Here is an 18,589-nt window from a genome sequence, read left to right as displayed (position 1 = left end):
CGTGCTGAACCATTCTGGCGGACTCAGCCCTTGCGGACCAGCTGCTCCGGGACCCGCGCGGCCGCGTTTTCGTCGATCAGCCAGAGGGTTTCCTTCCGTCCCCGCGGGCCGGCCGCGGGCACCTGCACCGGGTTGGCCCCCGCAAGGGCGAGCCCCACGGCGCCTGCCTTGTCGTCCCCGGCGACCACCATCCAGATTTCCGAGGCCGTGTTGATGGCGGGCAGCGTGAGGGAAACCCGCAACGGCGGCGGCTTGGGCGAGTTACGGACCCCCACCACCGGGAGGGTTTTCTCCCGGATCCCGGCCTGCTCCGGGAAGAGGGACGCGACGTGGGCGTCAGGTCCCACCCCGAGCAGCACGATGTCGAAGCGGGGGAGCTCTGCGGGATTCTCCGGACGGTCATCGGACATGTCCGCGGCGTGCTCCGCGGCCGCTGCCTCGCCGAGCCGGCGGGCATAGTCGGCGGCCGCTTCCTCGGGGGTATCAAAGTCGTCGGCGGAGCCGGGCTCGTGGATCCGGGCGGGGTCGGCGGGGATCCGCGCCAGCAGCGCCTCGCGCGCCTGGAAGGCGTTGCGCTCCGGGTCGTTGGCTGCGACAAAACGCTCGTCGCCCCACCAGAAGTTGACCTTGGACCAGTCGACGGCGGGGGACGCCGGCGATTCCGCCACGGCCTTGAGCGAGCCGATGCCCATCGACCCGCCGGTAAGCACCACCGTGGCCTCGCCGTGTCTGTCCTGGATGTCCACCAGTTTCGTGATCAGCCGGGCCGCGATCGCGGCCATGAGGACGGTCGAGTCAGGATGGATGCTTACTCTGGGGTCAGCGCTCACTGGGACGGACACTCCTTAGATTGGTACGGGGCAGTCCAATAGTAATCACTTCGCCGAACACTTCGTCCGGATCGAGGCGGCGCAGCTCCTCGGCCAGGCAGTCCTTCAGGCTGCGGCGCGGCAACGAGATGCGCTGCGCCGGCTGGCCGGGCTGCGTGAGCTCCGCCACGGTGAGGCCGGGCCGGAACAGCTGGACGTCGCCGCCCGTCCGGGTCAGCCGCACCCGCCGGATGCCCGTCCCCGCGGGGTCCGCCACGATTGTCACGGGCGCATCGAGGGCCAGGGTGAGCCATGCCGCCAGCAGGATGGTGCTGGGCGAGTCGGAGGCGCCCTCGACAGCGACGGCGGTGACCGGCGAGTCGTCCACCTGGTCCAGGACCGCTGCCAGCTGGATCCGCCAGTTGGTGAGCCGGGTCCAGGCGAGGTCGGTGTCGCCCGCCTTGTAGGTGCGGCGGATGTTCTCCAGCGCCCCCTGCGGGTCGGCCTCGTTGGCGGAGTCCGTGATGCGGCGGTGCGCGATCCGACCGATCGACGTCTCGCAGGCGTTTTTCGGTGCCCCGTGCGGCCACCAGGCCACAATCGGCGCGTCCGGCAGAAGCAGGGCCGCCACGAGGGATTCGCTTTCCTCAGCGAGTTCGCCGTAGCCGCGGAGCAAGATGACCTCGGAGGCTCCGGCATCACCACCCACGCGGATCTGCGCGTCCAGCCGGGTCGGGGCTTCGGCCCCGGCGTCGGCGAGGACGATGATCCGGCAGGGATGCTCACGGCTGGCCTCGTTGGCCGCCTCGATGGCTTCCTCCTCCAGGCCGTTCTTGGTGACGACCACCAGGGTCAGCACCCGGCCCAGGGCAATCACGCCGCCCTGTTCGCGCAGGGCCATGATCTTCTTGGAGATCTTGGAGGTGGTGGTGTCGGGAAGATCTACGATCATGGCCTTCTCCAGGTTCGTCCGTCACGGGCAAGGAGTTCGACGGCGGAGGCGGGGCCCCAGCTTCCGGGGACGTACGGGTCGGGCTGCTCGTCCAGGGACGCCCAGTACTCCTCGAACGGGTCGAGGATCTTCCAGGACAGCTCCACCTCGGCATGCCGGGGGAACAGCGGCGGTTCGCCCAGCAGCACATCCAGGATGAGCCGTTCATAGGCCTCGGGGCTGGACTCCGTGAAGGAGTGGCCGTAACCGAAGTCCATGGTGACGTCGCGGACTTCCATCTGTGTGCCGGGAACCTTGGACCCGAACCGGATGGTGGCACCCTCGTCGGGCTGGACCCGGATCACGACGGCGTTCTGGCCGAAGTCGTCCTCGCCGTGGTCGGTGAAGAGCAGGTTGGGCGCGCGTTTGAAGACGACGGCGATCTCGGTCACCCGGCGGCCCAGGCGCTTGCCGGCGCGAAGGTAGAACGGCACGCCGGCCCAGCGGCGGGTGTTGATGTCCACCCGGATCGCGGCGAATGTCTCCGTCTTGGAGTCAGCGGGGATGCCCTCTTCCTCCAGGTAGCCCACCACTTCCTCGCCGCCCTGCCAGCCGCCGGTGAACTGCCCGCGCGCCGAATGGGTGGACAGGTCCTCGGGGAGCCGGACGGCGGCGAGGACCTTCTCCTTCTCGGTGCGGAGGTCGTCGGCGTTAAAGGAGATGGGCTCCTCCATCGCGGTCAGCGCCAGCAGCTGCAGCAGGTGGTTCTGGATCACGTCGCGGGCAGCGCCCACGCCGTCGTAGTACCCTGCCCGGCCGCCGGTGCCGATGTCCTCGGCCATGGTGATCTGGACGTGGTCCACATAGTTGGCGTTCCAGAGCGGCTCGAACAGCTGGTTGGCGAAGCGGAGCGCCAGGATGTTCTGCACCGTCTCCTTGCCCAGGTAGTGGTCAATCCGGAACACCGCGTCCTGCGGGAAGACTGACTCCACAATGTCGTTGAGCTGGCGTGCCGACTCCAGGTTGTGCCCGAACGGCTTTTCGATCACCACGCGCCGCCACTTGTCGCCCTCGGCCTGGGCCAGCCCGTGCTTGGACAGCTGCGTGCAGACCAGTTCGAACGCATTCGGCGGAATGGAGAGGTAGAACGCGTGGTTCCCACGGGTGCCGCGCTGCTCGTCCAGTTCGTCGATGGTCTCGCTCAGGCGCTTGAAGGCGTCGTCGTCGTCGAACTCGCCCTGCACGAAGCGGATGCCCTCGGAGAGCTGCTTCCACACCGTCTCATCGAACGGGGTGCGGGCGTAGGCCTTGACGGCCTCCTTCACCTCGGCGGAGAAGTCCTCGTTCTCCCAGTTCCGCCGGGCGAAGCCCACCAGCGCGAAGCTCGGGGGCAGCAGCCCGCGGTTTGCCAGGTCGTACACGGCAGGCATCAGCTTCTTGCGGGCGAGGTCCCCCGTGACCCCGAACAGGACCAGCGACGACGGTCCGGCGATACGGTTCAGGCGCCGGTCCCGCGGGTCCCGGAGCGGGTTGCGGCCAGCCCGTCCCGAACGCGTCGGGGACGTGCGGCCGCCGTTGTGTGTTTCTGGCATGGTTGCGTGGGTGCCTTAGCTTTCGGTGGAGGTGACTGCCTGGCCCGCCAGGGCCGAGACGAGGTCCTGCAGCTGGCGGACGCCGGCGGCGCGGTCCGTGAGGTGCAGCCGGAGGACCGGGCGGCCGTGGTCGGAGAGGACCTGGGCGTCGCCGGCGGCCTGGGCCGCGATGAGTTCGCCGAAGCTGAACGGGCGGTCCGGGATGCCCAGGTCCGCCGCGGCCGCGGCGGTCACCTGCAGGAACACGCCGATCGCAGGTCCGCCTTTGTGGAACTGCCCGGTGGAGTGCAGGAAGCGCGGACCCCAGCCGAACGTCACGGGACGGCCGCTGACCGCTGCCAGCTGGTCGCGCACACCCTCCAGCGGCGCGTAGGCGATCCGGTCGAAGTAGGCCTGGACACTCAGGTAGCTGTCCGGGCCGAGTTCGCCCAGCAGGGCCCGGACGGCCGCTTCCGCGGTGTCCGCGCCGCCGAGCCAGCCGCCGCCGCTGACCTCGATGGCACCGTCGGTGAAGGCGGCGGGCGTCGGTTCCGGCTGGGCGTCCAGCAGCCCGCGTGCGGCCACCTTGGCGGCTTCGACGTCGGGCTGGTCGTACGGGTTGATGCCCAGCAGGCGCCCGGCCACTGCGGTGGCGAACTCCCACGTCATCATCTGCGTGGGCAGACCGCCGCCAATGGCGACCTCGTTTGCGCCGAGTTCGACGTCGGCGTCCGCGGCGACGAGCCGGACCACCAGGACGTCGTCGGCGCCCAGTTGGGCCTCCGGAGACGCGGGTCCGGCGACCACCGGCAGGACGCCGGTGCCGAGCTTGCCGGTGGATTCGGCGATGAGCTGCTCGGCCCAGTCGGCGAAGCCCTTGATCCCGGAGCCGTCCTCGGCGATGACGATCTTGTCGCGCAGCGGGCTGGTGCCGCCCAGTGCCGCACCCAGGGCGAGGCCGATGTTCTCCTCGCCGTCCTCGTTGAGGACCTCGGCGGCTTCCTCCGCCTCGTCCAGGAAGGCCTGGATGTCGACGCCGGCCAGGCCGCACGGGACCATCCCGAACGCGGTGAGCGCCGAGTAGCGTCCGCCGACGTTGGGGTCGGCGTTGAAGACGGCCCGGTAGCCGGCCTCGCGGGCCGACTTGTCCAGCGGTGAGCCCGGATCCGTGACGATGATGATGCGGCTCTTCGCGTCGAGCCCGGCCTCGGTGAAGGCGTGCTCGAAGATCCGGCGCTGGGAGTCCGTCTCCAGGGTGGAGCCGGACTTGGAGGAGACCACAATCGCGGTCTCGCCCAGGCGGTCGGCCAGGGCGGCCGCCACCTGCTCCGGGTCGGTGCTGTCCAGCACCGTCAGCTCGACGCCGGCGGTTCCGGCGATGACCTCGGGGGCCAGGGAGGAGCCGCCCATGCCGCAGAGGACAATCCGGCTGACGCCCTCGGCGCGCAGGGCGTCCCGGAGTGCCAGGATGTCCGCGACCAGCGGCTGGGAGACGGTGGCCGCCTCGACCCAGCCGAGCCGGACGGACGCCTCGGCCTCGGCGTCGGGGCCCCACAGGGTGGGGTCCTTGGCGAAGATCCGGGTGGCGACCTTGTCCTCCAGCAGGGCGGGCAGGTGCTGTTCATGGGCCAGGCGGGCGGCGCCCGTGGCGTCGTAGCTGAGAGTGGTCATGGGGACTATGCGTCCTTCCGTGCAGCGGCGAGGGCGCCCTCGACGTCGGCCAGCAGTTCCTTCCAGCTTGCCACGAACTTGTCGAGGCCTTCGGACTCCAGCAGGGCGACGACCTCGTTGTAGGAGACGCCGAGCCCGTCGAGGGCGTTCAGGGTGGCGTTGGCGTCGTCATAGCCGCGGCTGATCGTGTTGCCGGTGACGGTGCCGTGGTCGAACGTGGCGTCGAGCGTCTTCTCCGGCATGGTGTTCACGACGCCGGGGGCGACGAGTTCCGTGACGTAAAGGGTGTCCGGGTAGGCCGGGTCCTTGACGCCGGTGGAGGCCCACAGGGGGCGCTGCGGAAGGGCTCCGGCGTCGGCCAGGAGGTCCCAGCGTTCGGTGGAGAACAGTTCCTCGTAGACCTGGTAGGCCAGGCGGGCGTTGGCCACGCCGGCCTTGCCCTTGAGGGCGCGGGCCTCGTCCGTGCCGATCGCGTCGAGGCGCTTGTCGATCTCGCTGTCCACGCGGGAGACGAAGAAGGACGCCACGGAGTGGATCTTGGAGAGGTCGTGGCCGTTGTCCTTGGCCTGTTCCAGTCCGGACTGGAAGGCGTTGATGACGGCGCGGTAGCGCTCCAGCGAGAAGATCAGGGTGACGTTGACGCTGATGCCCTCGGCCAGGGTGGCCGTGATGGCCTCGAGGCCTTCGAGGGTGGCCGGGATCTTGATCAGGACGTTGTCCTTGTTGACCTTCTTGTAGAGGTGCTTGGCCTCGGCGATGGTGCCGGCGGTGTCCCAGGCGAGGCGGGGGTCCACCTCGATGGACACACGGCCGTCGACACCCCTGGTGGCCGCGGCGACGGGGGCAAACAGGTCGCAGGCGTCGGCCACGTCGGTGGTGGTGATTTCGAAGACGGTATCTTCGACGGTGGCGCCGGCGGCGGCCTGGGCCGCGACGATGGCGTCGTAGTCGTGGCCGGTGGTGATGGCGGCGTGGAAGATGGACGGGTTGGTGGTGACACCAACCACGTTCTTCTCTTCGATCAGCTTGCGCAGGGTGCCGGTGGCCAGGCGGCCGCGGGAGAGGTCATCGAGCCAGATGGAAACGCCGGCATCGGAAAGCATCTGCGTGGGAGTAGCGGTGGGGGTGGTGTTCATGGGGAACTCCTGAAGCTAGGGGGCCGCCGCCGTCGGTGGGCGGCGGCCCGGAAAACGGGAAGTGCGGATCAGGCCGGAAGGCCGGCGAGGGAATCCTTGGCGGCGGCGGCTACGGCCTCCGCGGTGATGCCGAATTCCTGGAACAGGCGCTTGTAGTCTGCAGACGCACCGAAGTGCTCGAGGGAGATGGAACGGCCGGCGTCGCCGACGAATTCCTTCCAGCCCAGGGCGAGCCCGGCTTCGACTGAGACGCGGGCCTTGACTGCTGCCGGGAGCACCGCCTCGCGGTAGGCGGCGTCCTGCTTGTTGAACCACTCCACGCAGGGCATGGAGACGACGCGGGTGGGGATGCCGTCAGCCTGCAGCGCTTCGCGGGCCTGGACGGCCAGCTGGACCTCGGAGCCGGTGCCGATCAGGATGACCTGCGGGTCGACGGTGGCGCCGTTGGCCGATGCCTCGGCCAGGACGTAGCCGCCGCGTGCGACGCCGGCGGTGGAACCGAACGTGTCGCCGTCGGCGTCGCCGGTGCCGCGGGCGTAGGTGGGAATGTTCTGCCGGGTCAGGACAATGCCGGCCGGGTTCTCGTGGTTTTCGAGCATCGTTTTCCAGGCCGCCGCGACCTCGTTGGCGTCGCCCGGGCGGACGACGTCGAGGCCCGGGATGGCGCGCAGGGATGCGAGCTGCTCCACCGGCTGGTGGGTGGGGCCGTCCTCGCCGAGGCCGATCGAGTCGTGCGTCCAGACATACAGCGACGGCACGCCCATCAGGGCGCCGAGGCGGATCGCCGGACGCTGGTAGTCGCTGAAGATCAGGAAGGTGCCGGAGAAAGCGCGGGTGCGCCCGTGCAGGCTGATGCCGTTGACGATCGACGCCGCTGCGTGCTCGCGGATGCCGAAGTGCAGCACACGGCCGTAGGGGTTGCCCTTCCAGGCGTCCGTTGAGCGGGACGCCGGGATGAACGACGGCGACCCTTCGATGGTGGTGTTGTTGGACTCCGCGAGGTCGGCCGAGCCGCCCCACAGTTCCGGCATGACCGGCCCGATCGCGTTCAGGACCTTGCCGGAGGCGGCGCGGGTGGAGACATCCTTGCCGGCTTCGAAGACCGGGAGGGCCGCGTCGAGTTCTGCGGGGAGCTTCTTCGCCTCGACGCGTTCCAGGAGGGCGGCTGCCTCGGGGTTGCCGGACTGCCACGCCTCGAAGGCTTCCTGCCATTCGCTGCGGGCGGCGGCGCCGCGGTCCACGGCCTGGCGGGCGTGGGCGAGGACGTCGTCGTCGACCTGGAAGGCGCGTTCCGGGTCGAAGCCGAGGACCTTCTTCAGGGCCGCGACTTCCTCGGACCCGAGGGCGGAGCCGTGGATCTTGCCGGTGTTCTGCTTCTTCGGCGCCGGGTAGCCGATGATGGTGCGCAGCGAGACGATGGAGGGCTTGGACGTCTCTGCCTTGGCGGCCAGCAGGGCGGCGTGCAGTTCGGCCACGTCTTCCTTGTACTCCCCGGTGCGGGTCCAGTCGACGCGCTGGACGTGCCAGCCGTAGGCTTCGTAGCGCTTCAGGACGTCCTCGGTGAAGGCGATGTCGGTGTCGTCCTCGATGGAGATGTGGTTCTCGTCGTAGATCACCACGAGGTTGCCGAGCTCCTGGTGTCCGGCAAGCGAGGACGCCTCGGAGGTGACGCCTTCCTGCAGGTCGCCGTCGGAGGCGATGACCCAGACGGTGTGGTCGAACGGGCTGGTGCCGGGGGCGGCGTCGGCGTCGAACAGTCCGCGCTGGCGGCGCTGGGAGTAGGCGAAGCCGACGGCGGAGGCGAGGCCCTGGCCCAGCGGCCCGGTGGTGATTTCGACGCCCTTGGTGTGCTTGTATTCCGGGTGTCCCGGGGTCAGTGAACCCCACGTGCGCAGTGCCTCAAGGTCCTTCAGCTCCAGGCCGTAGCCGGAGAGGAAGAGCTGGATGTACAGCGTCAGGGAGGTGTGGCCGGGGGAGAGGATGAACCGGTCGCGCCCCAGCCAGTCGGGGTTCTGCGGGTCGTGCCGCATCAGTTTCTGGAAGAGGAGGTAGGCGGCGGGGGCCAGGCTCATTGCGGTGCCGGGGTGGCCGTTGCCGACCTTCTCCACGGCGTCGGCCGCCAGGACGCGGACGGTGTCCACGGCGCGCTGGTCCAAGTCAGTCCATGACAGTTCTTGCTCTTCCAAATGTGGCACGAAAACCGGGCCCCTCTCTGTGCTGACGGCGGGAGGTATGGTCAGTCCCGCGCGGGGCACAGTTCGGTGCCCGCTGCGGTACGTACCAGCCGTTCACCATCGAAACGTTGATCTATCATTCAGTCGCGTGCGCAAACGCACATCTGCAGGAGCTCCAGACGCGCGGGGACGGCCGTGTGCGGCAGAGGCCCGTGCACGCTGATCTTGCTGACAGCTTAGCCCCATTCCGACCGCCGGGGGCTTTATATCTCACTAAATGGACGGGATTTACGCTTATATGAATCACCGCCGCCCGCACCGGCTGTGAGTACGCGTTAATCTCCCCGAATCATGGGGACACTGCCGCGGCGTGGCGGGAGCGGTCCCGGAAACCGTGCTGTGTGTCCCGTCCGGGGGCCCTCCCGGGGCCGTCCCGGGGTCGCCCGGGGGTCGCCCGCATGGGCCCGCACGGTATGATGGTGGGTGGCTACCAACGGGGGCGGGCGACTTGCCCGCGCCATACCTGTGCACCGGGCCTTCTGTGAACACGGGCCTTGCCTGTGGACTGCGACGGACCCTTCCTGTATGCAAACCCGCGTTGCGGAACCAGCCGGACTGAACAGCCAGACAGAACAGAGTGACTGCCACCGTGAGCACAACAGATACGCCGCTGACCGCTTCGCCCATCCGCGGAAGGGTCGGCTTCGCCCGCAAAGCCAAGGCCTATCTGGCGCTGACCAAACCCCGCGTCATTGAACTGCTGCTGGTCAGCACTCTCCCCACCATGATCTACGCGGAACGCGGCTTCCCCTCGATCGGCCTGATCCTGGCGACCCTCGTGGGCGGTGCCTTCGCCGCCGGCAGCGCGGGCGCGTTCAACTGCTACCTTGACCGCGACATCGACAAGCTCATGCACCGCACGGAGAACCGGCCGCTCGTCACGGGCGAGGTGACCCCCCGCGAGGCGCTGGTCTTCTCCTGGCTCCTGGGCGCGGCGGCCATCGCGATCCTCTGGTTCGGGGCCAATCCGCTGTCGGCCTGGCTGGGACTCGGCGCCATCGTCTTCTATGTGGTCATCTACACGATGATCCTCAAGCGCCGCACGGCGCAGAACATCGTCTGGGGCGGCGCGGCTGGGTGCTTCCCGGTGCTGATCGCCTGGGCCGCGGTGACCAACACCGTGGAGTGGCCCGCCATTGTGCTCTTTATGGTCATCTTCCTCTGGACCCCGCCGCACTACTGGCCGCTGTCCATGCGCTACGGCGAGGACTACCGCAATGCGAACGTCCCCATGCTGGGCGCCATTGCCGGGGCGAAGGTGGTCTCGGTCCAGGTGGTCCTGTACGCCTGGGCCATGGTGGCGTGTTCGCTGCTGTTGATCCCGGTGGGCGGCGCCGGCTGGGTGTACTCCATCACCGCAGTCCTCGCCGGAGCCTGGTTCCTGTACGAATCCCACGCCCTGTACAACCGGGCGCAGGCAGGCGACGTGTCCAACAAGGGCGCCATGAAGGTCTTCCACGGCTCCATCAGCTACCTGACCCTGCTCTTCATTGCCCTCGCCGTCGACCCGTTCGTCGGTTCCGCCCTCATGGGCGGCTGACCAGCGGCCCGTCCCGGCTCCACACAAACAACGCGGGGTCAGATGCCGTCCCTCCGGATACCCGGAACGGACCGTATCTGACCCCGCGTTGTTGTGTGGGCGGACCTGGGTGACCGGGCTGCTGCGGGCGAGGTCGGCCTGTGTTGGTGGCCGCGCTCGTCAGCAGCGCCGCCGCCAGCGTTCCGGGGGCACATTGGCGCGGACGCGCCGACAAGTTGAGGTCCGACGTCGGGAATCGCCGCCAACGTGCCCCCGGACGGCTGCTCCGAGGCAGGCTCGGGGACGCGACAGCCTGGACCCTCGGGCCGCCGCCACGGTAGCCGCCCTCGACGCCATACTCCGGGCCGCTATGTCTCGGCGGCGGCCAGCGTTCCGGGGGCACATTGGCGCGGACACGCCGACAAGTTGAGGTCCGACGTCGGAAATTGCCGCCAAAGTGCCCCCGGACGGCTGCTCCGAGGCAGGCACCGGGGCAAGACAGACTGCTGCGGTCCGTTCCTGCCGCAGATAAACAACGCGGGGTCAGATACCGTCCATCCGGAGGCCCGGAATGGGCAGTATCTGACCCCGCGTTGTGGTCGGCGGTGCTTTATTTGACCGGGCTGCTGCGGGCCAGGTCGGCCGCGTTGGTGGCCGCGCTCATCAGCAGGGCGGCCGCCAGCATGTGCGCCCCCACCAGGAGCGCCGGGATCCCGTTGTAGTACTGCGTGAACCCGATGGCGGCCTGCAGCACGGTGATCCCCAGGAGCAGCACGACGGCGGTGCGGAACGGGCCCGCGATCCGGTCCCTCATCACGAGGTACAGCGCGAACAGTGCGCCCGCGGTCACCAGGTAGGCCGGAACGGCATGGATGTGCGAGAACAGGTCCCAGTCCAGATTGTTGCGCGGAGCGTCGGCGTCACCGGCGTGCGGCCCGGCGCCGGTGACCACAACGCCGAGGCAGACCGCCACGGCTGCGAACACCGCGACGGCGGTCATGAGCGGACGCGCAATGCCCGGCAGCGCCACGAGCTCCACCGTCCGGAATTTCCCCGTCCGCCCGTAGGCCCGGTTCACCAGGAGGGTTGCCACCACCACGAGGGCCATGGAGACCAGGAAGTGCAGCCCCACCACCCAGGGGTTCAGCTGGGTCAGCACCGTGATGCCGCCGATCACGGCCTGGGCCGGGATGCTGGCGAGCAGGCCCAGGGCCAGCAGGAACAGGTCGCGGCGTTCCTTGCGGAGGTTCCACAGGTACACGAGCATCGCCAGGGCAATGGCGGCCAGGGCGAAGGTCAGGAGGCGGTTGCCGAATTCGATGATGCCGTGGATCCCCATTTCCGGGGTGTTCACGAGCGAGGCCTCCGTGCAGCGGGGCCAGGTGGGGCAGCCCAGGCCGGACGCCGTGAGGCGGACGGCGCCGCCGGTCACGATCAGCATGGTCTGGCCGATCAGGGACAGCACCGCAAGGCGCTTCACCGTCTTGTCGACGGTGACGGGCAGCCAGGAAACGGTCCGGGTCGCGGTCCGGGGAGGGCGGGAGGCCGTGCTCACAGTTTTCTCAATTCCATTTGAACCAACGGGTGGCTGCGCCGCCGGCGATCGCCGTCCAGAGCAGCAGGATAAGTACGGAGGCGGGGTTGACGGTGCCGGCCAGGAACGCTTCCCGCATCCCTGCGCCCAGGGCGCCGGAAGGCAGGAAGTGCACCACGGCCTGCAGGGCCGCCGGCAGCCGCTCCGCGGGGATCACAATGCCGCCGAGGGCGCCCAGGAGGATCCACAGCAGGTTGGTGATCGCGAGGGTCGCTTCGGGGCGGACGGTTCCGGCCACCAGCAGGCCCAGGGCGGTGAACGCCGCGGCGCCCAGCACCAGCAGTCCCAGGGCCGGGGCCCAGCCCTGGGGGTCCGGCGTCCAGCCCAGCGGCAGGGCCACCGCCGTAACCACCAGGACCTGCAGCGCCAGCACCGCGAGCACGGCCAGGACTTTCCCGGCGATCAGGCCGGTCCGTCCCAGCGGCGTGGTGGACAGGAACCGCAACACGCCGTAGCGGCGGTCAAAGCCGGTGGAGATGCCCTGCCCGGTGAACGCGGTGGACATCGCGCACAAGGCGAGGATGCCCGGCACGGCCACGTTGATCCGGCTCGCGCCGAACCCGTCCAGCAGGGGCGTCACGGTGAGGCCCACCATGGCCAGCAGCGGCAGCACGATCGCCAGGATCAGCTGTTCGCCGTTCCGCAGCATGGTGACGGTCTCGTACCTGCCCTGCAGCAGTATGCGGCGCGGCAGGGAGGCAGGTGCGCCGCCCAGGGGGCGGCCCGGGTGGGTGCTGCCCGCAGGCGCGTTTCCCAGCGCGGCACTGTCGCGGGTCATCGGATCTCCCTTCCGGAGATGTCGAGGAACACGTCCTCGAGGCTGCGGGCCTCCAGGCTCAGCGAGCGGGGCATGATCCCGCGGGCGGCCCACCAGGCGGTGATGGCGGCGAGGTCTGCCGGCGTCAGCGCGCCGGTGGCGGCGTAGCTGCCGGCCCGCGCTTCGGTGACGTCGACGCCGTCGGGCAGCACCCCGGTGAAGTCCAGCCCCGGGTCCGCCTCGAACAGCAGGGTGCGGACGTGCTGTTCCCCAGCGCCCGGCGGCAGGGGGTGCTGCAGCAGCTGCGCGACCGTCCCCTCGGCGACGTTGCGCCCGGCGTCAATGATGTACACGTAATCGGCCAGCCGCTGGGCGTCATCCATCAGGTGGGTGGTCAGGATGATCCCCATGCCCCGGTTCCGGAGTTCGGAGATGAGCCCGAACACCAGCTGGCGCGACTGCGGGTCCAGGCCGGCGCTTGGTTCGTCGAGGAAGAGCACCTCGGGGTTGCCGACCAGGGCCGCGGCGAGCGCGAGGCGCTGCTTCTGCCCGCCGGAAAGCCGCCGCACGGAGGTGCGGCTGAAGGCGTCGATCCCGAGCCGCTCAATGAGCTCCCCGACCGGCCAGGGGTCCTGGTACATGCCCGCGATGTGCCGCAGCAGGGGAATGGGCCGGGCCGACGGCGGGAGCCCGCCGTCCTGCAGCATCACGCCGACGCGGGACCGCAGCCCGGCCCCGGCCGTGTCCGGGTCCTGGCCCAGGAGGCTGATGCTGCCGTGGGTGCGTTTCTGCAGACCCTGGGCGCATTCGATGGTGGTGGTCTTGCCGGCTCCGTTGGCGCCGAGGAGCGCGGTGACCTGGCCGCGTTCGGCGACGAGGGAAAGGCCGCTGACCACCCGCAGCATCTTGCCGTCGAGGGTGGGCAGCGGCCCAACATCCTTGACTAGCCCGTTGATGGAGAGGACGGGGGATTCGGGGGATCGCACCATAGCATTCTACGGGATGTAGTACGCCCCGGTCCGGCGGGCGGCCGAGTGCCCGGGCGGTCCGAGGATAGCCATGCCTTACTGGATCGGGGGAGTAAATTACGACATGATTGTGTTGTGTATTCCGTGAGTTCCTCGAGTTCTGTTGCCCCCGCCGGGCGCGGTCGTCCCCGCGCGGGGTCTGCTGCCCTGTCCGGGGCAGGGGGAGCGGGGGCCCGTGGACCCCGGCCGGCGCAGGTTGCGCCCGTTCTTCCGGCGTCCGACGCCGACGAGCGCACCAGGGACCGCGTCCTGAACGCCGTCCTGGAGCACGGCCCCATCAGCGCCGCGGAACTCGGCGACCTGCTCGGGTTCACGCCGGCAGCCGTCCGCCGCCACCTGGACCATCTCTCACGGAACGGCGTGATCGAGGTCAAGCGGGCAGCCCGCGCCGGCGCCGGGGCAGGACGCCCCGCCCGGCGGTACGTGCTCAGTTCGCAGGGCCAGTCCACACTCGGCAACGACTACCTGGACATCGCCACCCTGGCGCTGCAGCGGCTCAGTGAGATGGCCGGGCCCGACGCCGTGCGGCAGTTCGCCGTCGAGCGCTTCGGCGACATGGAACGCCGCTACGCGCCGGAGATCAACGCTGCCGGGCCGGACATCACCGCCCGGGCGCAGGCGCTGTCCGAGGCGCTGAGCCGCGACGGCTTCGTGGCCTCCACGGCGTCGATCGAGGCCAAGGCGCCACTGCCGGCCGCACTGTCCAGCGTCCAGCTGTGCCAGGGACACTGCCCCATCCAGCAGCTGGCCGCGCAGTTCCCGGTGTTCTGCGACGTCGAGACCGACGTGTTCTCGCGCCTGGTCGGCGTCGATGTGCGCCGGCTTTCCACGCTGGCGCGCGGCGGGCACGTCTGCACCACCCACATACCTACAGGCCGTCCGGCCGCTTCCGGGGCCGCCAGTCCCGCAGCACCGGCCAGCCTGGACGAAGAATCCAACCATCTGCAAGAAAGGCCGTGATGACGGACCAACTATCAGAGAAGAAGGTTGCTGAATCCACTGTGATCTCGGAGATTCTGGAAAAGAATCCCGAGCTCCACGGAATCGGAACCTATGAGTACGGCTGGTCCGACAAGAACGACGTCGGCGCCAACGCCCGCCGCGGCATCGACGAGGACGTTGTCCGGGACATTTCGGCCAAGAAGAGCGAGCCGGAGTGGATGCTGGACCTGCGCCTCAAGGGCCTGAAGTACTTCGACCGCAAGCCCATGCCCACCTGGGGCGCGGACCTGTCCGGCATTGACTTCGACAACATCAAGTACTTCGTGCGGTCCACGGAAAAGCAGGCCGCCACGTGGGAAGACCTGCCCGAGGACATCCGGAACACCTACGAGAAGCTGGGCATCCCGGAAGCTGAGCGCAGCCGCCTCGTCTCCGGCGTCGCTGCCCAGTACGAGTCCGAGGTGGTCTACCACCAGATCCGCGAGGACCTCGAGGCCCAGGGCGTCATCTTCCTGGACACCGATACGGCCCTGCGCGAGCACCCGGAGATCTTCCAGGAATACTTCGGCACCATCATTCCCGTGGGCGACAACAAGTTCGCGTCGCTGAACACGGCCGTGTGGTCCGGCGGTTCCTTCGTGTACGTGCCCAAGGGCGTCCACGTGGACATCCCGCTGCAGGCCTACTTCCGCATCAACACGGAAAACATGGGGCAGTTCGAGCGCACGCTGATCATCGCGGACGAGGACTCCTACGTCCACTACATCGAAGGCTGCACCGCCCCGATCTACACCTCGGACTCGCTGCACTCCGCTGTCGTGGAGATCGTCGTGAAGAAGGGCGCCCGCGTCCGTTACACCACCATCCAGAACTGGTCCACCAACGTGTACAACCTGGTGACCAAGCGTGCCATCTGCGAAGAGGGCGCCACCATGGAGTGGGTCGACGGCAACATCGGCTCCAAGGTCACCATGAAGTACCCGGCCGTCTACCTCGTGGGCGAGGGGGCCAAGGGCGAGACCCTGTCCATCGCGTTCGCCGGGGAGGGCCAGCACCAGGACACCGGCTCGAAGATGGTCCACATCGCGCCGAACACCAAGAGCTCCATCATCTCCAAGTCCGTGGCCCGCGGCGGCGGCCGCGCCGCCTACCGCGGCCTGGTCCAGGTCCGCGAGGGCGCCAAGCACTCGGCCAACACGGTGCGCTGCGACGCGCTCCTGGTGGACACGATCAGCCGCTCGGACACCTACCCGTACATCGACATCCGCGAGGATGACGTGACCATGGGCCACGAGGCCACTGTTTCGCGGGTCAGCGAAGAGCAGCTGTTCTACCTGATGTCCCGCGGCATGCGTGAAGACGAGGCCATGGCGATGATCGTCCGCGGTTTCATCGAGCCCATCGCCCGCGAGCTGCCGATGGAATACGCGCTCGAGCTGAACCGACTGATTGAACTGCAGATGGAAGGATCGGTCGGTTAATGACTGACATCACTACTGAAAAGGCACGCATCGGCGCGCCGTCAGCCCAGCCGTTCATTGACGGGTTCACGGAGGAAGGCGAGAGCCTGTCGCCGCTGAACGCCGCGGACTCCAAGTCGCCGCTGGCCGGCGACGCCGTCAAGAGCCACTCACACGGCGGCGGCGTCGGCGTTCCGGACAGCTCACGCGCCGGCCGCCTGACCTCCTACAAGCTGGCCGACTTCAAGCCGCTGACCGGCATGGAGGAGGACTGGCGGTTCACCCCGCTCAAGCGCCTCCGCGGCCTGCATACCGCAGTCCTTGACGGCAACGCCACCACGGTGGACGTCACCGCGCCGGGCAACGTGCAGGTGGAAACCGTCGGCCGCGATGACCGCCGGATCGGCTCCGCCGCCATCCCCGAGGACCGCGTCTCCGCCAACGCCTGGGAGAACTTCAGCCAGGCCACCGTCATCACGGTCCCCGCCGAGGTCCAGGCCGACGGCGAAGTGACCGTGCGGATCACCGGCACCGGCACGGACGCGTCCGCCCAGCACATCGTGATCGTGGCGGAACGCTTCTCCAAGTCCGTGGTGGTCCTGGACCACCAGGGCACCGCGGTGCTCTCGGAGAACGTCGAGATCCTGGTCGAGGACGGCGCGCAGCTGACCGTCATCTCACTCCAGGAATGGAACGACGACGCTGTCCACGCCTCATCGCAGCAGGCCAAGCTGGGCCGCGACGCCAAGTTCAAGCACATCGTCGTCTCCCTCGGCGGGGACCTGGTGCGCGTCACGCCGTCGGCACGGTTCACCGCGCCGGGCGCTGAAGCGGAGATGTTCGGCCTGTACTTCGCCGACGCAGGCCAGCACCTGGAACAGCGCCTGTTCGTTGACCACGCGGTGCCCAACTGCAAGTCGAACGTCCTCTACAAGGGCGCCCTGCAGGGCCGGAACGCGCACACCGTCTGGGTGGGCGATGTCCTGATCCGGAAGGAAGCCGAGGGCACCGACACATACGAGGCCAACCGCAACCTGGTCCTCACGGACGGCGCCCGCGCGGACTCCGTGCCGAACCTTGAGATCGAAACCGGCCTCATCGAAGGTGCTGGCCACGCCAGCGCCACCGGCCGGTTCGACGACGAGCACCTGTTTTACCTCATGGCCCGCGGCATCCCGGAGGATGTTGCCCGCCGGCTGGTGGTCCGCGGGTTCCTCAACGAGATCATCCAGCAGATCAGGGTGCCGGCCATCGAGGAGCGCCTGACGGACGCCGTCGAGCGTGAACTCGCGGCGACGAACCACTAACGCACGGCACCCAAGGACAGGAACGGGCATCAATGACTGAACAGCCAAAGGGCGAGCTGGTCTGCAACGCCAGCGAGATTCAACTCAAGCAGGCGTTGCGGATCCTGATCGATGACTACCCTGTCGCGATCGTCAAGGACTCCATGGGCGAAATCCATGCCATCGGGGACACCTGCTCGCATGCGGACATCTCGCTGTCCGAAGGCGAGGTGGAAGGCTGCAAGATCGAGTGCTGGGGCCACGGCTCCCAGTTCGACCTGCGCAGCGGTGAGCCGCTCCAGCTGCCGGCCTACGATCCCGTTCCCGTCTTTGCCGTGACCGTCCAGGACGACAAGGTCTATGTGGACTTCACCAACGTCCTGAACGGCGCCGAGGCCCCGACTTTCAGCTAGCTGCCCGCAGCCGGCAACCCGCACCACAGAACTTATCGACAAGAAACCGCACCGTGCCGGAGGGCACCGTGCAGAGGAGAACAAGGCACATGTCTACTCTTGAGATCAAGGACCTGCACGTCAGCATCGACACCGAGCAGGGCACGAAGGAAATCCTGAAGGGCGTCAGCCTGACCATCCGGACCGGCGAGACCCACGCCATCATGGGCCCCAACGGTTCCGGTAAGTCCACCCTGGCGTCCACCATCGCCGGACACCCCCGCTACAACGTCACCTCCGGCACCATCACGCTGGATGGCGAGGATGTCCTGGCCATGAGCGTCGACGAGCGCGCCCGCGCCGGCGTGTTCCTGGCCATGCAGTACCCCGTGGAGGTGCCGGGCGTCACCATGACGAACTTCCTGCGCACCGCTAAGACCGCGATCGACGGCGAAGCGCCCAAGCTGCGCACGTGGACCAAGGACGTCAAGGCCGCCATGGAGCAGCTGCGCATTGACGCCGACTTCGCCCAGCGCAACGTCAACGAGGGCTTCTCCGGCGGCGAGAAGAAGCGCGTGGAGATCCTGCAGCTGGAACTCTTCAAGCCGAAATTCGCTGTCCTGGACGAAACCGACTCCGGCCTGGACGTCGACGCACTGAAGGTTGTCTCGGAGGGCGTCAACCGCGCCCACGCCGAAGGCAACATGGGCACCCTGCTCATCACGCACTACACGCGGATCCTTCGCTACATCAAGCCGGACTTCGTGCACGTGTTCGTTGACGGCCAGGTTGTGGAAGAAGGCGGCCCGGAGCTCGCCGACCGCCTCGAAGAAGAAGGCTACGACCGCTACGCCACTGGCGCCGGGGCAGCCACCATCGCTGCGGCGGACGCCGCGGCACAGGCCTAGTAAGGACTTGACGATGACGGAACTCAACGTGGCCCGCGCGGGCCTCGAGGATGTCGAAGAGGCACTCAAGGATGTGATCGACCCGGAACTGGGGGTCAACATCGTTGACCTCGGGCTGCTCTACGGCCTGAAGTACTCCGACGACGACGGCGCCCTGCTCATCGACATGACGCTGACCACCGCCGCCTGCCCGCTCACCGACGTGATCGAGGAGCAGGTGGGCAAGGCCCTGGACGGTGTGGTCGACGAATGGCGCCTCAACTGGGTGTGGATGCCGCCATGGGGTCCGGAGCGGATCACCGAGGACGGTCGCGACCAGATGCGCGCCCTCGGCTTCAACATCTAGAACCC

16 protein-coding genes are annotated in these 18,589 nt (G+C 68.5%); 7 read left to right on the top strand and 9 right to left on the bottom strand.

Translation table 11 applies throughout. The features are described 5' to 3' along the window. Positions 1-23: 23 nt before the first annotated feature. From pgl to tkt, 6 genes are all read right to left on the bottom strand, one after another. Positions 24-830, bottom strand: a complete 807-nt coding sequence (gene pgl, locus ACTWQD_RS11285; protein WP_443196222.1) for a 6-phosphogluconolactonase — start codon at positions 828-830, stop codon at positions 24-26. After that, positions 820-1,761 (bottom strand): glucose-6-phosphate dehydrogenase assembly protein OpcA, encoded by a 942-nt coding sequence (locus tag ACTWQD_RS11280; protein ID WP_443196221.1) that lies wholly within the window; start codon positions 1,759-1,761, stop codon positions 820-822. Before ACTWQD_RS11280 ends, pgl begins: the two co-directional genes overlap by 11 nt. Continuing rightward, positions 1,758-3,332: a glucose-6-phosphate dehydrogenase gene (zwf, locus tag ACTWQD_RS11275; RefSeq protein WP_443196220.1), complete on the bottom strand. Its 1,575-nt coding sequence runs from the start codon at positions 3,330-3,332 to the stop codon at positions 1,758-1,760. Before zwf ends, ACTWQD_RS11280 begins: the two co-directional genes overlap by 4 nt. 15 nt (positions 3,333-3,347) lie before the next feature. After that, positions 3,348-4,982 (bottom strand): glucose-6-phosphate isomerase, encoded by a 1,635-nt coding sequence (locus ACTWQD_RS11270; RefSeq protein ID WP_443196219.1) that lies wholly within the window; start codon positions 4,980-4,982, stop codon positions 3,348-3,350. A gap of 5 nt (positions 4,983-4,987) precedes the next feature. After that, complete coding sequence (tal, locus tag ACTWQD_RS11265) at positions 4,988-6,118, bottom strand: transaldolase (RefSeq protein ID WP_443196218.1); 1,131 nt, start codon at positions 6,116-6,118, stop codon at positions 4,988-4,990. 68 nt (positions 6,119-6,186) lie between these two features. Beyond that, positions 6,187-8,304 carry a transketolase gene (tkt, locus tag ACTWQD_RS11260; protein WP_443196413.1) on the bottom strand — a complete coding sequence of 706 codons (2,118 nt, stop codon included), beginning with the start codon at positions 8,302-8,304 and terminating at the stop codon, positions 6,187-6,189. A gap of 625 nt (positions 8,305-8,929) precedes the next feature. On the opposite strand from tkt, the gene ACTWQD_RS11255 reads away from it, so the two are divergent. Further along, positions 8,930-9,892: a heme o synthase gene (locus tag ACTWQD_RS11255; protein ID WP_443196217.1), complete on the top strand. Its 963-nt coding sequence runs from the start codon at positions 8,930-8,932 to the stop codon at positions 9,890-9,892. A 589-nt stretch (positions 9,893-10,481) separates the two neighbouring features. Here ACTWQD_RS11255 and ACTWQD_RS11250 read toward each other — a convergent pair. From ACTWQD_RS11250 to ACTWQD_RS11240, 3 genes are read right to left on the bottom strand one after another with little or no spacing between them, the layout of a single operon-like run. Beyond that, complete coding sequence (locus tag ACTWQD_RS11250) at positions 10,482-11,426, bottom strand: COX15/CtaA family protein (RefSeq protein WP_443196216.1); 945 nt, start codon at positions 11,424-11,426, stop codon at positions 10,482-10,484. Positions 11,427-11,433: 7 nt separating this feature from the next. Then, entirely contained in the window at positions 11,434-12,243 is an 810-nt protein-coding gene (locus tag ACTWQD_RS11245) for an ABC transporter permease (protein ID WP_443196215.1), read from the bottom strand. After that, positions 12,240-13,208 carry an ABC transporter ATP-binding protein gene (locus ACTWQD_RS11240; protein WP_443196412.1) on the bottom strand — a complete coding sequence of 323 codons (969 nt, stop codon included), beginning with the start codon at positions 13,206-13,208 and terminating at the stop codon, positions 12,240-12,242. The genes ACTWQD_RS11245 and ACTWQD_RS11240 overlap by 4 nt, the downstream gene beginning before the upstream one ends. A 117-nt stretch (positions 13,209-13,325) precedes the next feature. Between ACTWQD_RS11240 and ACTWQD_RS11235 the strand changes: the two genes are divergently transcribed. The 6 genes from ACTWQD_RS11235 (at position 13,326) to ACTWQD_RS11210 (ending at position 18,584) form a co-directional block, all read left to right on the top strand. Further along, complete coding sequence (locus tag ACTWQD_RS11235) at positions 13,326-14,210, top strand: helix-turn-helix transcriptional regulator (protein WP_443196214.1); 885 nt, start codon at positions 13,326-13,328, stop codon at positions 14,208-14,210. After that, positions 14,210-15,673: a Fe-S cluster assembly protein SufB gene (gene sufB / locus ACTWQD_RS11230; RefSeq protein WP_443196213.1), complete on the top strand. Its 1,464-nt coding sequence runs from the start codon at positions 14,210-14,212 to the stop codon at positions 15,671-15,673. The genes ACTWQD_RS11235 and sufB overlap by 1 nt, the downstream gene beginning before the upstream one ends. Continuing rightward, positions 15,673-16,959, top strand: a complete 1,287-nt coding sequence (sufD, locus tag ACTWQD_RS11225) for a Fe-S cluster assembly protein SufD (protein WP_443196212.1) — start codon at positions 15,673-15,675, stop codon at positions 16,957-16,959. Before sufB ends, sufD begins: the two co-directional genes overlap by 1 nt. A 32-nt stretch (positions 16,960-16,991) precedes the next feature. Beyond that, entirely contained in the window at positions 16,992-17,351 is a 360-nt protein-coding gene (locus ACTWQD_RS11220) for a non-heme iron oxygenase ferredoxin subunit (RefSeq protein ID WP_443196211.1), read from the top strand. A gap of 89 nt (positions 17,352-17,440) precedes the next feature. After that, the gene (gene sufC / locus ACTWQD_RS11215) at positions 17,441-18,238 is read left to right on the top strand and encodes a Fe-S cluster assembly ATPase SufC (RefSeq protein ID WP_066438090.1); all 798 of its coding nucleotides are present in this window, start codon (positions 17,441-17,443) and stop codon (positions 18,236-18,238) included. A gap of 13 nt (positions 18,239-18,251) precedes the next feature. Then, positions 18,252-18,584, top strand: coding sequence for a metal-sulfur cluster assembly factor (locus tag ACTWQD_RS11210; RefSeq protein ID WP_443196210.1), 333 nt, complete (start codon positions 18,252-18,254; stop codon positions 18,582-18,584). The last annotated feature ends 5 nt before the right edge of the window (positions 18,585-18,589 follow it).

This window comes from Pseudarthrobacter sp. 1C304 (assembly GCF_052245515.1).
Lineage (GTDB): Bacteria > Actinomycetota > Actinomycetes > Actinomycetales > Micrococcaceae > Arthrobacter.
The sequence above is the reverse complement of the archived record's forward strand: the minus strand, read 5'-3'. Positions and strand labels throughout refer to the sequence as shown.

Excerpts from the sequence above, each read along its gene's own strand:
- ACTWQD_RS11280 (WP_443196221.1), bottom strand. The coding sequence starts at position 1,761 with ATGATCGTAGATCTTCCCGACACCACCACCTCCAAGATCTCCAAGAAG.
- zwf (WP_443196220.1), bottom strand. The coding sequence starts at position 3,332 with ATGCCAGAAACACACAACGGCGGCCGCACGTCCCCGACGCGTTCGGGA.
- ACTWQD_RS11270 (WP_443196219.1), bottom strand. The coding sequence starts at position 4,982 with ATGACCACTCTCAGCTACGACGCCACGGGCGCCGCCCGCCTGGCCCAT.
- tal (WP_443196218.1), bottom strand. The coding sequence starts at position 6,118 with ATGAACACCACCCCCACCGCTACTCCCACGCAGATGCTTTCCGATGCC.
- ACTWQD_RS11245 (WP_443196215.1), bottom strand. The coding sequence starts at position 12,243 with ATGACCCGCGACAGTGCCGCGCTGGGAAACGCGCCTGCGGGCAGCACC.
- sufB (WP_443196213.1), top strand. The coding sequence starts at position 14,210 with ATGACGGACCAACTATCAGAGAAGAAGGTTGCTGAATCCACTGTGATC.
- sufD (WP_443196212.1), top strand. The coding sequence starts at position 15,673 with ATGACTGACATCACTACTGAAAAGGCACGCATCGGCGCGCCGTCAGCC.
- ACTWQD_RS11220 (WP_443196211.1), top strand. The coding sequence starts at position 16,992 with ATGACTGAACAGCCAAAGGGCGAGCTGGTCTGCAACGCCAGCGAGATT.
- sufC (WP_066438090.1), top strand. The coding sequence starts at position 17,441 with ATGTCTACTCTTGAGATCAAGGACCTGCACGTCAGCATCGACACCGAG.
- ACTWQD_RS11210 (WP_443196210.1), top strand. The coding sequence starts at position 18,252 with ATGACGGAACTCAACGTGGCCCGCGCGGGCCTCGAGGATGTCGAAGAG.